Consider the following 12,618-nt stretch of genomic DNA (forward strand, 5'->3'; position numbering starts at 1 on the left):
AGCGGCACCGGACCGGCGTGCTCGCCGAGCACCGTTCGGACGCCAGCGGCACCACTTCCGTCGCCGCCCCAGCGGCCGACAGCGCCTGACCGCGGGCGGCTGCGCGACAAGTAGCGGCTGGTCGCACAGGTCCGCGCTCCCCTAAGGCGTCGTGGACGCGGGGCGTTTGTACATCCTGGTCGCCGTGATCTCGCTGTGTACCGCCTCCCCCGCCTGCGGCTGCTGCGGCAGCCCAGGGCGGAGGTGTTCCTCGACGCTGATGTACTTGAGGCCGGCCCTCAGGTCGGCGTCGTTGCGCATGCGGATGACCAGGGGGAACTCAGCGAGCGCCGTGGTGTCGAACAGGCCGGTGGTGTAGAGGAGCTGGACGCCCAGGGCGTCCGACACCGCCCGCTGGAGTTCCAGCAGGTACGTGGCGTTGGCGCGGCCGATGGGGTTGTCGAGGAACAGCGTGCCGGCGTGCCGGTGCTTGTCGCGGCCCCGGTCGTTCGAGCGCAGCGCGGCCATCGTGCAGTACAGGGCGATCGCGGCGGTGAGGAGCTGGCCGCCGGAGAAGACGTCGCCCATCTGCCCGACGGGGACACGCTCGGCGCGCAGCACCGCGTCGGGTTTGAGGATCTCGACGGCGACGCCCTTGGGCTGGAGGGCCGCGGCGACGCCCCGCAGCAGCAGGGACATGCCGTCCCGCCGCAGGTCCGAGTTCTTCTTGACGGCAGCGCGGGTCGCCTCGTCGATGACCTCGCCCAGTCGCTCGGTGAGCGTGGCCTGGTCGGGTTCCTCGAAGCGGATGCGGAGGAACTCCTGTCCCGACCACTCGCCGAGACCCTCCGGGAGGCGGGAGAGGCGCTGGGCGGAACGCAGCGTGGCCAGGGCCGACTCGACCAGGCCGCGCAGCCGGTCCACGATCGAGTCGCGGTTGCGCTCCAGTTGCTCCAGCTCGTCGGTCAGGACCCGGAGCCGGGGCGCGAAGGCGTCGGCCCACTTCTGGGCGTGTTCGGGCAGTGCGGAGGCGGGCAGTTCGCGGATCTGCTGCCGTGCCGGGGTGCGGACCTGCTCGTAACGCGTGGAGTTGGCGTGCCGGACGAGGATGTCGCTGGCCTCGCGGACGGCGGCCTCGGCGGCGGACAGGTCGGCGGCGCAGCCGCGCAGGGAGCGGCGGGCTTCGGCGGCCGACTGCCGGGCCTCCTCCGGACTGCCGGGGTACGGCTCGGCCTCCTCCTGCTCCTCCTCCGTGGTGTGCTCACGCAGCAGGTCGCGGAGCATGGCGGCGATCTCGTCGAAGCCGCTCGCCGCGTCCTCGGCGGCGCGGTGGGCGTCGAGGAGCTCGGCGTGCGCCTCGCGTGCCTGGTTCAGCGCCTCGGTGTGGGAGGCGAGTTCGGCCGTGGCGGTGCGCAGCAGGGTCTGCGCGTGCTCGGCGTCGCGCGGCCGGCGCTCCTCGGGGAGGTCGGTGTGCGCCTCGCCGTCCTCGGGCGCTAGCCGTTCGGCCTCGCCGCGCAGCCGCCCGAGCTGCTCGCTCGCGCTCGACATACGGGTCTCCAGGAGCTGCACCAGCTCCTCGGCGCGGGCGGCGGCGGCCTGACGGCTGGGTCCGTCGGAGCCGCCGGGAGACTCGAGGAGCTGCTCGGCGCGTGTACGGACCTTGTTGCTCAGCCGGTCCAGCTCCGCGCGGGCCGCGCTCTCGTCGCTCTCCGCGCGGGCCTGCTCGGCCCGCAGGTCGGCGCCGACGCCGACCTTCTCGTACAGCTGCGAAGCCGCCCGGTAGGCCTCGCGCAGGGCGGGCAGGGAGGCCTTCGGGGTCTGGGCGTCGTCCTCGGGTACGTCGTCGGGGGCGCCTGCGATCTCGGAGCGCTCGGCGCGCAGGGCGCGGGCGGTGCGGCGGGCGTCGTCGGCGGCGCGCTGGGCGGCCCGCCGGTCCTCGTCGGCGGCTCGGGCCCGCTCCAGGCAGGCCTGAGCGCTCGCCTCGGACTCGGCGGCCTCGTCGGCCAGTTCGCGCAGCTTGACCTGCCAGCCGGCCCGCTCGCGCAGCCGGAAGGCGAGCCCGGCGAGGGCGTCGGCGGAGCGGCGGGCCTTCTGGGCGGCCTCCTGCCGCTCGTCCCGGACGCGCGCGGCCTCCGCGGCGGCCTCGTCGGCCTCGGCCCGCACCGTGCGCGCCTCGGCCAGCTCGGCTTCCGACTCCTCGGCGAACGCGCGGGTGTCGTGTGCGGCCTGGGCCAGTTCGGTCAGTCGGCCGGCCGGGCAGCCGGTGCGCCAGGAGGCGAGCCGGGCGGCCAGTTCCCGGTCCTTGCCGAGCCGGGCGGCGAGTGTGCGGATCTCCTCGTCCCGCTCGGTCGCCCGGGCGCGCAGCGCCTGCCGCTCCTCGTCGGCGGCGTGCTCGTCGTGCATGGCAGGGTTCGGCGGGACGAGGAACACGTCACCGCTGTCCGTGTCCGGGGCGGGGGTCGGGGCGAGCAGGGCGGCGGCGGTGCCGACGGCCACGGCGGAACGGGGCAGCAGCGCCGCGTCGCCCAGTGCCTCCCGGGCGCGTGCGTGGGAGTCCGGGTCGGTGATGATCACGCCGTCGACCAGTTCGGGCCGGGCGGCCAGCACGCGCGCGTGGTCGGCCGGGTCGACGGCCTGGGCGAGGTAGCGCCAGCCGGGCAGCGCGGGGATGCCGTGCTCGCCGAGGAACTCGACCGTGGCCAGCACGTCCGGGCCGGGCGGCAGCAGCCCGCCGTCACCGAGCGCGCCGAGGATGCGGGAGTCGTCGGCGGCGGCCGTACGCAGGTCGAACAGCTGCCGTTCGGCGGAGCTGACGGCGTCGTCGAGCAGGTCGCGCAGGTCGTCGGCGAAGCGGTCGAGCTCCTCGGGGCTGAGGCCGTGCTCGCCGGGGGCGGGCCGGGTGGCCGGCTCGCTGTCCGTGCCGTGGCGGGGCTGCGGGATGCCCGGGCGGGTCTCGGGGCGGGTCTCGGGGGTCAGGCTGAGCAGTTCCGCCAGCCGCTCCTCCCCCGCCAGTGCCTCGGCGGTGCGGCGCTCGGCCTCGTACGACCGCTCGGCGGCCGTCGCCGCGTCCGCCGCGCGGGCCGCGGTCAGTTCCGCGCGGGTCTCGGCGGCGGCGGCCTCGCGCGCGTGCTCGGTGGCCCGGTGGGACGCCTCGCGGGCCGAGTCCCAGGCCGCGACGGCGGTCTTCTCGGCGTCGCTGGCGGCCAGGGCCGCCCGGGCCGGGTCGGCGTCGGGCGCGCTGTCGTCGAGCCAGCCTGCCCGTACCGCCTCGGCGGTCTCCTGCTCGACCTCGGCGAGGCGCTGCTTGAGGTGCCCGATCTCGCTGCGGGCCCGCTGCGCCTGTGTGGCGGCGGCGGTGGAGTCCCGGTAGGCGGCGTCGCTGACCTCCTGGAGGGCGGCGGAGCGCTCCTCCTCCTCGTTGGCGTGGTTCTCGGCGTTCTCCGCGGCCGCGTGCAGGGCCCGTACGAGGTCGACGGCGGCCTTGGAACGGGCGGCCAGGGCCGGGGCGGCGTCGCGCTCCGCCTCCTGGATCGCGGCGGACACGCGGGCGACGCGGTCGGCGGCGGCGCGGTGGCGCAGGACGGCCTCGGCCGCCTGCCACGCCGAGTACAGCGTGCGGGCGTCGGCGAGTTCGCGCTTCTGGGCGGCGGCGGACTTCTCGGCGGCGGCGAGGGCCAGCGAGGCGTGCCGGTAGGCCAGTTCGGCGGAGATCAGCGCGCTGCGCTCGCGGGCCGCCTCGGCGTGGGTGACGGCGTACGCGGCGGCGGTGACCCGCTGTGCGAGGTCGGCGGCCCGGACCCGCTCCCGCACGCCACGCGCGGACAGTCTGCGCGCCAGGGTCCGGGTACGGCGCTCGGCCGCGGTGTGGATGTCCCGCGCGCGGGAGCGCGCCTCGGCGGCCTCGACGATCCGCCCGAGCAGGTCGACGGACCCGGCGGTGAAGTCGCGTTCGGCGATCAGCTCGGCGCGTCGGCCCAGCTTGTTGCCGAAGCCGCTGACCAGGTCGGCGAGCCCGTCGGTGTCGCGGGTGTCGGTGACGGCGCGCAGCAGCAGGTCGGTGAAGTCGGCGTCCTTCTTGACCGCGAAGAGGCCGGCGGCCTCGCCCTCGTCGGCGTTCATCTCCCGCTGGTAGCGGAAGAGTTCGGGGTCGAGTCCGAGGTCGCCGAGGTGCTCGATCCAGCGGTCGTGGATCTCCTCCCAGTGCACCTCCAGGTGCGGGTACGTCTTTCCCGCTTCCGTGAGGGCGTCGCGGAAGCCCTTCATGGTGCGACGCCGGCCGCGCGCGCCCGACTGGCCCTCGACCGGGGTCCGTACGGCGGTGGACTCGGCCACGGGGAGGTTGTCGAGGCTCAGCCCGGGCCCGGGCCGGAAGGAGTACCAGGCCTCGGCGAACTTGCGCGGGTCGTTGGAGACCTGCCGCCCGCGCCACTCGCTGACCTTGCCGACGACGACGCACTCGCCGGTCAGCACGTGCTGCCACTCCAGCGCGACATGGCCGCAGTCGTCGGCGAGCAGGAACTTGCGCAGCACACCGGAGCTGGCGCCGCCGAGGGTGTTGCGGTGCCCCGGCAGCATCACGGAGAAGATTAGTTTGAGCAGCACCGACTTGCCGCCGCCGTTCTCCAGGAAGAGCACGCCCGCGGGCGCCGGCCGGCGCGGCGGGCCGACGGGCTCCTCCTCGAAGAACTCCGCCTGCGTGGGCGCGGGATCGGGCACGGGCTCGCCCACGCCGCGCAGGTCAAGCACGGTGTCGGCGTAGCGCGCACCGGCGGGCCCGATGGAGTAGAGGCGGACCCGGGACAGCTCGTACATGGCGGACTCTCGTAAGGCTTCGTGAGGTGGGGGTTCAGCAGGAGTGGCGAGGCGGGGAGTTCAGGAGGAGTGGAACGGCAGCCCGGCGTCGGCGACCAGCTCCAGGTCGTCGCTCTCCTCGGGGGGCAGCAGGGTCGGTGTGCCGTCGGTGACCGGGACGACGCCCAGTTCCAGCAGCTCGGCCAGGGCGGCGCTGCCGGCCATGTCGCGGACCTGGAGCTGGTAGCGGGCGGTCGTGCGGTACGTGCCGCCGTTGTCGTCGCCGGTGCGCTGGAGGAAACCGGAGTCGGTGAGGAACGCGACGGCCTTGGCGACGATGCCGGTGGTCGAACCGGCGAGCCGGCGCGCGTCCTTGGTGGCCCCGGTCGAGCTGCGCCGCACCCAGATCCGCCAGGCGGCCTCCAGTCCGGGCGCGTCGGTGGCCGGGTCGGTGTTCTCGCCCTGTTCGGCGGCCCGTTCCTCCAGGCGGCGGCAGGCCTGGCGGACGAAGGCGTCGACGCCGTTGACCGTGACGCGGCCGATGTAGCCGTCGTCGGCGAGGTCCTCGGGGCGGGGGAACGCCATGGCGGCGACGGCGAGATGGGCGAGCCCGTGCAGGAACCGGTCGCCGCCATCGGCGGACGTACGACGCGCGTAGTCGCCCATGCGGACGGCGAACACCGAGTCCTCCGCGGCGGTCACGGCCATGCCCGCGCGCGGGGACACCTCCAGCACGATCAGCCCCAGTCCGGTCGCCACGGCGTCGGCGAGCCGCGCGAAGGGCGGGTCCTCGCGGTAGCGCCGCAGCAGGTCCGCGTACTCCTGGTCGCGCGCGGGCTGGAGCTTGGGCTGCAGCCCGAAGGACACGAGCCGCGCCGCGTCGGCGGCGTCGGCGGGGGTGACGGCGGCCGAGGCCGTCGGGGCCGGGCCTTCCGGTTCACTCCACTCGACATGCTCGCTCACGGTCGGGACTCCTTGTGCCACTCGTACTGACTCATGCTGCTTCCGTCCGGTCCGCCGCCATCCCCGCCGCGTCCAGCAGCGCGGTACCGACGATCAGATCCGCCCCGCCGAACTCCGGATCATCGAGCTCGGTCCCGTCGTCCACGGCGAACAGCAGCTTCTGCTCGCCCTGGCGATAGGCGGTACCGACCGGCGGACTGGCCGCGTGCACCGCCAGCAAGGCCACCAGGTACGGCAGCTCGGGATCCTGCCGCCGGGCCTCGGCCAGCAGCCCGGACAACCGGCGGGGTGCGTCCGCCGGCAGGTCGAGCAGCTCCTGCGCCGCCGCCATCTGCTCCTCGCTGAACCGGCTGTCGTCGGGCGTGGCAATGAGGTCCGGCTCGGGCATCTCGGCACCCAGGTGCTCTCGCTCCACCGGCGGCGTCAGCAGTATGTCGACCAGGTCCCCGACCCGGACGGACACCGGCGTACGCAACCCGGTGCCACGCCCGAAGAACGCGTCCGTGACGCGCACGGCCTGCTCCAGCGGCAGCGGCAGGACGGGTGAGACGAGGTGCCCGTAGAGGTCTATTCCCGAGGTGGTCGCCGGTGTGGCGAAGGCCTGCCGGTCCTGCTCGGCGCGGAACAGCGGTCCGGCCTCGAGCAGCCGGGACTGCAACTGCGTGTGCCGCCGGATGCAATCCTTGACGATGTCGACGAGCTCGGCGGCGCGGCGCTTGTGCTCGGGCTCCTCGGACTCGTCGCGGGCCTTGCGGATGTTGGTGAGGATCGCGTTCTCGTGGCGGTAGCGGTCGGCCACGTGCTCCAGGGCCTCGGCGATCATGTCGGGCACGGTGGTGAGCCAGTCCACCGCGCGCACGTTGCGCCGGGTCGCGTCCAGGGCGCGGCGCAGGGTCTCCGAGTACTGCACGGTGCGGTAGCGGGCCTGTTCGGCCGCGAGCTGGGCGTCGGCGAGCCGGCCGCGGCTGATCAGCACCTCCAGCTTGACCTCGGCGGCGATCTGCGCGCTGGTGACGTCCGTGTCGAGGGCGCCGACGAGGACGTTGACCGCCTCGTCCGTCGTGCGCAGGTACACCGCGCCGCCCGGGCCCGGGACCTCCTCGATCAGCTTGAAGTCGTAGTCACGGCGCACGTACGTGCCGTCCGCCCCGAACGTGCCGTACACCGCGCGGAAGCCGCGGTCGACGCTGCCGACGTTGATCAGGTTCTCCAGGACCCAGCGGGCCACCCGCTCGTGCTCGGCGGCGGGCCGCTGCGGTGCCTGGGCGGCGATGCGGGGGACGAGGCGGGCGACGATCTGGTCGTGGTCCGCGCCCGTGTCGAAGTCCATGTTGAGGGTGACGAGGTCGATGGCCGCGAGGGCGACCTCCGCCATGCCGTACACCGAGTACTCGCCGGCGAGGTTGGCCTTGCGCGCGTCGAGGTCGTGCAGCGGCGCGGTGCAGGCGAGCGCGCGCAGGCGCCGCGCCAGGCCCTCGTCGGCGGCCGGCCCCGGGGCAGGGCGCGGCCCCGCGCTGAGCTGGGGCGGAACGCTGTCCGTCGATGCAGGCGAAGTCACGGTGCACAGACTAGGTCCTGGGTCTGACAACGACCCAAACGACGCGGGTGGGCCTGGTCAGCCGTCCTCGCCCACCCGCCGCCGGTACACCTCGACGACCCGTTCCAGCGAGTCGTCGAGGTAACCGGCGAGCAGACGCTCGGCCTTGTCCCGGTCCCCCGCCTGAAGAGCCTCCAGGATCATGACATTTCGCGCGATGTACGGCTCGTGCAATCGCTGTGGTTCGTCCACCACGTGGAAGGCGAGGCGCAGTTCGGCGAAGACACTCCGCATCAGCTCGGCGGTGCGCTCGCTCGCCGCGAGGGCGACCAGCTCCCGGTGGAAGTGGATGTTGGCCGTGCCCACGCCCTTCCAGTCGCCTTCCCGCGCCGCCCGCCGCCCCTCCTCCACGGCGCCGGCCAGCCCGTCGAGGCCGTAGGGCGGCTCGTCGAGACCTCGCACGACCGCGCACTCGACGAGTCTGCGGGTGCGGTAGATGTCCTCGACGTCCTCGACGGTCAGGACCCGGACGAAGACGCCCCGGTTCAGCTCGTGGACGAGCAGGCGTTCGTGTGTGAGCAGCCGGAACGCCTCGCGCAGGGTGTTGCGGGAGACGCCGAGCGCGCCGCCGATGCTGTCCTCCGACAGCCGGGTCCCGGGCGGGAAGTAGCCCTCGGCGATCCGGCTCCTGAGGATGTCCGAGACGCGTTCGGCGGTGCTGGTGCGCCCCAGGAGAGCCCGGTCGTCGGAGAGGTCCTTCAGCTGCTCTGCCATGCCGGAATTCAATCGCAGATCACAAGAACGAACCAACATGCGTATTGAGGGATCGTTGAACAATCCTCTACGGTGCTAGGCACGGCTCGCTCCCGAAGCGACCGAGCTCACTCCCAGAGCACCCCCACTGCTCAGTCCGAAGCACCCTCCGTCCCCCTCTTCGAGGTGCCCATGAGCTCGACTCCTCCACCGCAGGCCCTGACCGACGACGCAGGCACCGTGGCGGCCGAACACCCCACTGGCGACGGTGCGTTCGGCTGGCTGCGCGCCCTGGGCCCGCGCGGCCGGCGCGCGTTCGCCGGGGCCTTCGGCGGCTATGCCCTGGACTCGTACGACTACTTCACGCTGCCGCTGAGCATGGTCGCGCTCTCCGCCTACTTCGGGCTGAGCAGCGGCCAGACCGGCCTCTTCACGACGGTCACCCTGGTGGTCTCCGCGATCGGCGGCGCCCTCGCGGGCGTCCTCGCGGACCGCATCGGCCGGGTGAAGGCCCTGATGCTCACGGTGATCACCTACGCGGTCTTCACCGTCGCCTGCGGCTTCGCGCCCAACTACGAGACGCTGCTGGTCTTCCGGGCCCTCCAGGGCCTCGGTTTCGGCGGCGAGTGGGCGGTCGGCGCGATCCTGGTCGCCGAGTACGCGAGCGCCAAGCACCGGGGGCGCACACTCGGCGCGATCCAGAGCTCCTGGGCCGTGGGCTGGGGCATGGCCGTGATCGCCTACACCCTCATCTTCTCGGTGGCCGGTGACGACCTGGCCTGGCGCATCATGTTCTGGACCGGGGCGCTGCCCGCGCTGCTCGTCATCTGGGTGCGGCGCAGCGTGCACGACGCTCCCGAGGCGGCCGCCGCTCGTGAACAGAGCACGGAGAAGGGCTCGTTCACGGCGATCTTCAAGCCCGGCCTGCTGCGGACGACCCTTTTCGCGGTACTGCTCTCGACCGGCGTCCAGGGCGGCTACTACACGCTGGCCACCTGGGTCCCCACCTACCTCAAGTCCGAGCGCGACCTGTCGGTCGTCGGCACCGGCGGCTATCTGACGTTCCTGATATCGGGTGCCTTCATCGGCTACCTGACGGGCGGTTACCTCACCGACAAGCTGGGACGGCGGCGCAACATCTGGCTCTTCGCCCTGCTGTCGGCGATCTGCATCCTGGCGTACGCGAACATCCCGAGCGGCGCCAACACCCTGATCCTGGTGCTCGGTTTTCCGCTCGGGTTCTGCATGTCGGCCATCTTCAGCGGCTTCGGCTCGTACCTGAGCGAGCTGTACCCGACGGCGGTGCGCGGCACGGGGCAGGGGTTCACGTACAACACCGGTCGCGCGGTGGGTGCCGTCTTCCCCACCACGGTCGGGTTCCTCGCCGACAGCTGGGGCGTGGGCGGCGCACTGGTCTTCGGGGCGATCGGGTACGGCATCGCGGCCCTGGCGCTGCTCGGGCTGCCGGAGACGCGCGGGAAGGAGCTCACATGAACCGCACCGGCACCGAGACCGGGGACCGTCCCGTCGTCCTCGTCGACGAGCACGCGCGCGCGTGGAGCCCGCGAACGGCCCGCGCCCGCTTCCGGGAGGGCCTCACGGGCCCCACCGCCGGGGTCGCGGCGGGCCACACCCAGGTCAATCTGATCTCGGTGCCCGCCGACTGGGCCTACGACATGCTGCTGTTCTGCCAGCGCAACCCCAAGCCGTGTCCCGTCCTCGACGTCACCGACGCCGGGTCCTGGACCACCGTGCTGGCGGAGGGCGCGGACCTGCGCACCGACCTGCCGCGCTACCGGGTGTGGCGGGACGGCGAGCTGGTGGACGAGCCGACGGATGTGCGCGCGTACTGGCGGGACGACCTGGTGTCGTTCCTGATCGGGTGCAGCTTCACCTTCGAGTGGGCGCTGAGCGAGGCGGGCGTGCCGATCCGCCATGTCGAGCAGGGCCGCAACGTCCCGATGTACGTCACCAGCCGGCAGTGCCGTCCGGCGGGCCGGCTGCACGGGCCGCTGGTGGTGTCCATGCGGCCGGTGCCGCCCCCGCATCTGGCGGCGGCGATCCGGGAGAGCAGTCTGCTGCCGGCGGTGCACGGCAGCCCCGTGCACTGCGGCGATCCCGCGGGGCTCGGCATCGACGACCTCGGCCGCCCCGACTTCGGCGACCCGGTGGCCCCCGAGCCGGACGACATCCCGGTGTTCTGGGCCTGCGGAGTGACCCCGCAGGCGGCCGTGATGGCCTCGCGCCCGCCGTTCGCCCTCACCCACGCCCCGGGGCAGATGTTCCTCACCGACGCCCGCGACGAGCAGTACCGCGTGGCCTGACAGGAGACACTGGATACATGGCCTGCATCGACCTGAACGCCGACCTCGGCGAGGGCTTCGGCCGCTGGCGGCTCACCGACGACGAACAGCTGCTGTCGGTCGTCACCAGCGCCAACGTGGCGTGCGGCTTCCACGCCGGGGACGCTCCCACCATGCGCCGGGTGTGCGAGCTGGCGGCCGAGCGCGGCGTCCGGATCGGCGCCCAGGTGTCCTACCGGGACCTGGCCGGATTCGGGCGGCGCGCGATGGACGTGCCGTCCGCCGAACTGGCGGCCGAGGTGGCCTACCAGATCGGCGCCCTGGAGGTCTTCGCCCGCGCTGCGGGTGCCGGCGTGGCCTATGTGAAGCCGCACGGCGCGCTCTACAACCGGGTCGTGCACGACGAGGGGCAGGCCGCCGCGGTCGTCGACGGCGTGCTCCTCGCGGACGCCACCCTGCCCGTGCTGGGCCTGCCCGGCTCGCGCCTGCTGGAGCTGGCCGGGAAGGCCGGACTGCCGGTCGTCACGGAGGCGTTCGCGGACCGGGCGTACACCGACGCGGGCACGCTCGTGCCGCGCTCGCTGGAGGGTGCCGTGGTCACCGACCCCGACACCGTCGTGGAGCGGTCGCTGGGCCTGGCCCGCTCCGGCGAGGTCGTCTCCCACTCGGGGACCCGGATCGAGGTACGCGCGCGTTCCCTGTGCCTGCACGGCGACACACCCGGCGCGGTGGAGCTGGCACGCCGCGTCCGGGAGCGACTGGAGGCGTCGGGCGTCCGGGTGGAGGCCTTCGCATGAAGGTCCTGCCGGTCGGCGAGGACGCCCTGCTCGTCGAGGTCTCCTCGGGCGACGAGGCCCAGGCCCTGCACGCCGAGCTGCTGCGCCGCCGCGCGGAGGGCTCGCTGGCGGCCCGCGAGATCGTGCCCGCGGCCCGCACGGTCCTGCTCGACGGCCTCGACGCCCCCGCCCGGGTGGCCGCCGAACTGACCGCCGCCGACCTGCCGCCCGCTCCCCCACGCGCGCGTGAGGCGGTCGAGATCCCGGTGCGCTACGACGGTCCGGACCTGGCCGACGTCGCCGCGCACTGGGGCGTGCCCGAGCCGGAGGTAGCCCGCATTCACGCGCGCACGGAGTTCCGGGTCGCCTTCTGCGGCTTCGCACCGGGCTTCGCCTACCTCACCGGCCTGCCGCCGCGCTACGACGTCCCGCGCCGGGCCACCCCGCGCACGGCCGTCCCGGCGGGTTCCGTGGCGCTGGCGGGCCCGTACACGGGCGTGTACCCGCGCTCGTCGCCGGGCGGCTGGCAGCTGATCGGCACGACGGACGCCGTCCTGTGGGACCACACGCGCGTGCCGGCCGCGCTGCTGTCGCCGGGCACGCGCGTGCGGTTCGTCCCCGTCGAGCCGGTGGGGCACCCATGACCGACCGTGCGCTCGCCGTCGTCCGAGCCGGGGCCCTGACCACCGTGCAGGACCTGGGGCGCCCCGGGCACGCCCACCTCGGTGTGCCGCGCTCCGGGGCACTGGACCGGCCCGCGGCGGACCTCGTCAACCGGCTGACGGGCAACCCGCCCGAGGCGGCCGTGCTGGAGACGACCGTCAACGGCTGTGCCGTACGCCCCCGTTGCACCGTCACCGTGGCCGTGGCGGGCGCGCCCTGCCGGGTCACGGTGGACGGACGGCCCGTCGCCTGGGGCGCGCCGGTGCGCGTGCCCGCCGGGGCGCTCCTGGAGGTCGGGCCCGCCGTGTCGGGCCTGCGCAGCTACGTGGGCGTCTGCGGGGGCATCACCGTCGAGACCGTGCTCGGCAGCCGCTCGACGGACCTGCTGTCGGGGCTCGGCCCGCCGCCGCTCGCGGACGGCGCGGTGCTGCCCCTGGGCCGGCCGGCGGGCGTGCACGCGCGCGTGGACGTCGCCCCGCAGCCGGCGCCACCGGCCGAGCTGGTCCTGCGGGTGACACTCGGACCGCGCGACGGCTGGTTCACGCCGGAGGCCGTACGGTCCTTCGTCTCCCGTCCCTACCGGGTGTCCCCCGCGAGCAACCGCATCGGGCTGCGCACGGAGGGGGCCGCCCTGGAGCGGGCCCGGCCCGGGGAACTCCCCAGCGAGGGCATGGTGCTCGGCGCCGTCCAGGTCCCGCCCGACGGCAGGCCGGTGGTGTTCCTCGCCGACCACCCGACCACCGGGGGCTACCCGGTGATCGCGGTGGTCCGCGCCGCCGATCTCCCGGCCGCGGCCCAGGCGGTTCCGGGCACGCCGGTCCGCTTCGTGGCCGTACGGCGCCGCTGAACCGCC

9 protein-coding genes are annotated in these 12,618 nt (G+C 74.2%); 5 read left to right on the forward strand and 4 right to left on the reverse strand.

Annotation, left to right across the window (positions count from 1 at the left end; all coding sequences use genetic code 11):
* Window positions 1–141 precede the first annotated feature (141 nt).
* From ACZ3I3_RS36175 to ACZ3I3_RS36190, 4 genes are read right to left on the reverse strand one after another with little or no spacing between them, the layout of a single operon-like run.
* Entirely contained in the window at window positions 142–4,791 is a 4,650-nt protein-coding gene (locus tag ACZ3I3_RS36175; RefSeq protein ID WP_467372045.1) for a hypothetical protein, read from the reverse strand.
* 60 nt (window positions 4,792–4,851) lie between these two features.
* Entirely contained in the window at window positions 4,852–5,733 is an 882-nt protein-coding gene (locus ACZ3I3_RS36180) for a hypothetical protein (RefSeq protein ID WP_356928614.1), read from the reverse strand.
* A gap of 31 nt (window positions 5,734–5,764) precedes the next feature.
* Window positions 5,765–7,291, reverse strand: a complete 1,527-nt coding sequence (locus tag ACZ3I3_RS36185) for a hypothetical protein (protein ID WP_467372046.1) — start codon at window positions 7,289–7,291, stop codon at window positions 5,765–5,767.
* A 57-nt stretch (window positions 7,292–7,348) separates the two neighbouring features.
* Window positions 7,349–8,044, reverse strand: a complete 696-nt coding sequence (locus ACZ3I3_RS36190; protein WP_467372047.1) for a GntR family transcriptional regulator — start codon at window positions 8,042–8,044, stop codon at window positions 7,349–7,351.
* A gap of 171 nt (window positions 8,045–8,215) precedes the next feature.
* Here ACZ3I3_RS36190 and ACZ3I3_RS36195 point away from each other — a divergent pair, with 171 nt between their 5' ends.
* Genes ACZ3I3_RS36195 through ACZ3I3_RS36215 form a run of 5 tightly spaced genes read left to right on the forward strand, consistent with a single transcriptional unit; the run spans window position 8,216 to window position 12,612 of the window.
* Complete coding sequence (locus ACZ3I3_RS36195; RefSeq protein WP_467372048.1) at window positions 8,216–9,517, forward strand: MFS transporter; 1,302 nt, start codon at window positions 8,216–8,218, stop codon at window positions 9,515–9,517.
* The gene (locus ACZ3I3_RS36200; protein WP_467372049.1) at window positions 9,514–10,347 is read left to right on the forward strand and encodes a putative hydro-lyase; all 834 of its coding nucleotides are present in this window, start codon (window positions 9,514–9,516) and stop codon (window positions 10,345–10,347) included. Before ACZ3I3_RS36195 ends, ACZ3I3_RS36200 begins: the two co-directional genes overlap by 4 nt.
* A 17-nt stretch (window positions 10,348–10,364) precedes the next feature.
* Window positions 10,365–11,123 carry a LamB/YcsF family protein gene (locus ACZ3I3_RS36205; protein WP_467372050.1) on the forward strand — a complete coding sequence of 253 codons (759 nt, stop codon included), beginning with the start codon at window positions 10,365–10,367 and terminating at the stop codon, window positions 11,121–11,123.
* Window positions 11,120–11,746, forward strand: a complete 627-nt coding sequence (locus ACZ3I3_RS36210) for a 5-oxoprolinase subunit B family protein (protein WP_467372051.1) — start codon at window positions 11,120–11,122, stop codon at window positions 11,744–11,746. Before ACZ3I3_RS36205 ends, ACZ3I3_RS36210 begins: the two co-directional genes overlap by 4 nt.
* Entirely contained in the window at window positions 11,743–12,612 is an 870-nt protein-coding gene (locus ACZ3I3_RS36215) for a 5-oxoprolinase subunit C family protein (RefSeq protein WP_467372052.1), read from the forward strand. The genes ACZ3I3_RS36210 and ACZ3I3_RS36215 overlap by 4 nt, the downstream gene beginning before the upstream one ends.
* Window positions 12,613–12,618 lie beyond the last annotated feature (6 nt).

Source organism: Streptomyces sp. NPDC016851 (genome assembly GCF_055562795.1).

Excerpts from the sequence above, each read along its gene's own strand:
- ACZ3I3_RS36175 (WP_467372045.1), bottom strand. The coding sequence starts at position 4,791 with ATGTACGAGCTGTCCCGGGTCCGCCTCTACTCCATCGGGCCCGCCGGT.
- ACZ3I3_RS36190 (WP_467372047.1), bottom strand. The coding sequence starts at position 8,044 with ATGGCAGAGCAGCTGAAGGACCTCTCCGACGACCGGGCTCTCCTGGGG.
- ACZ3I3_RS36195 (WP_467372048.1), top strand. The coding sequence starts at position 8,216 with ATGAGCTCGACTCCTCCACCGCAGGCCCTGACCGACGACGCAGGCACC.
- ACZ3I3_RS36200 (WP_467372049.1), top strand. The coding sequence starts at position 9,514 with ATGAACCGCACCGGCACCGAGACCGGGGACCGTCCCGTCGTCCTCGTC.
- ACZ3I3_RS36205 (WP_467372050.1), top strand. The coding sequence starts at position 10,365 with ATGGCCTGCATCGACCTGAACGCCGACCTCGGCGAGGGCTTCGGCCGC.
- ACZ3I3_RS36210 (WP_467372051.1), top strand. The coding sequence starts at position 11,120 with ATGAAGGTCCTGCCGGTCGGCGAGGACGCCCTGCTCGTCGAGGTCTCC.
- ACZ3I3_RS36215 (WP_467372052.1), top strand. The coding sequence starts at position 11,743 with ATGACCGACCGTGCGCTCGCCGTCGTCCGAGCCGGGGCCCTGACCACC.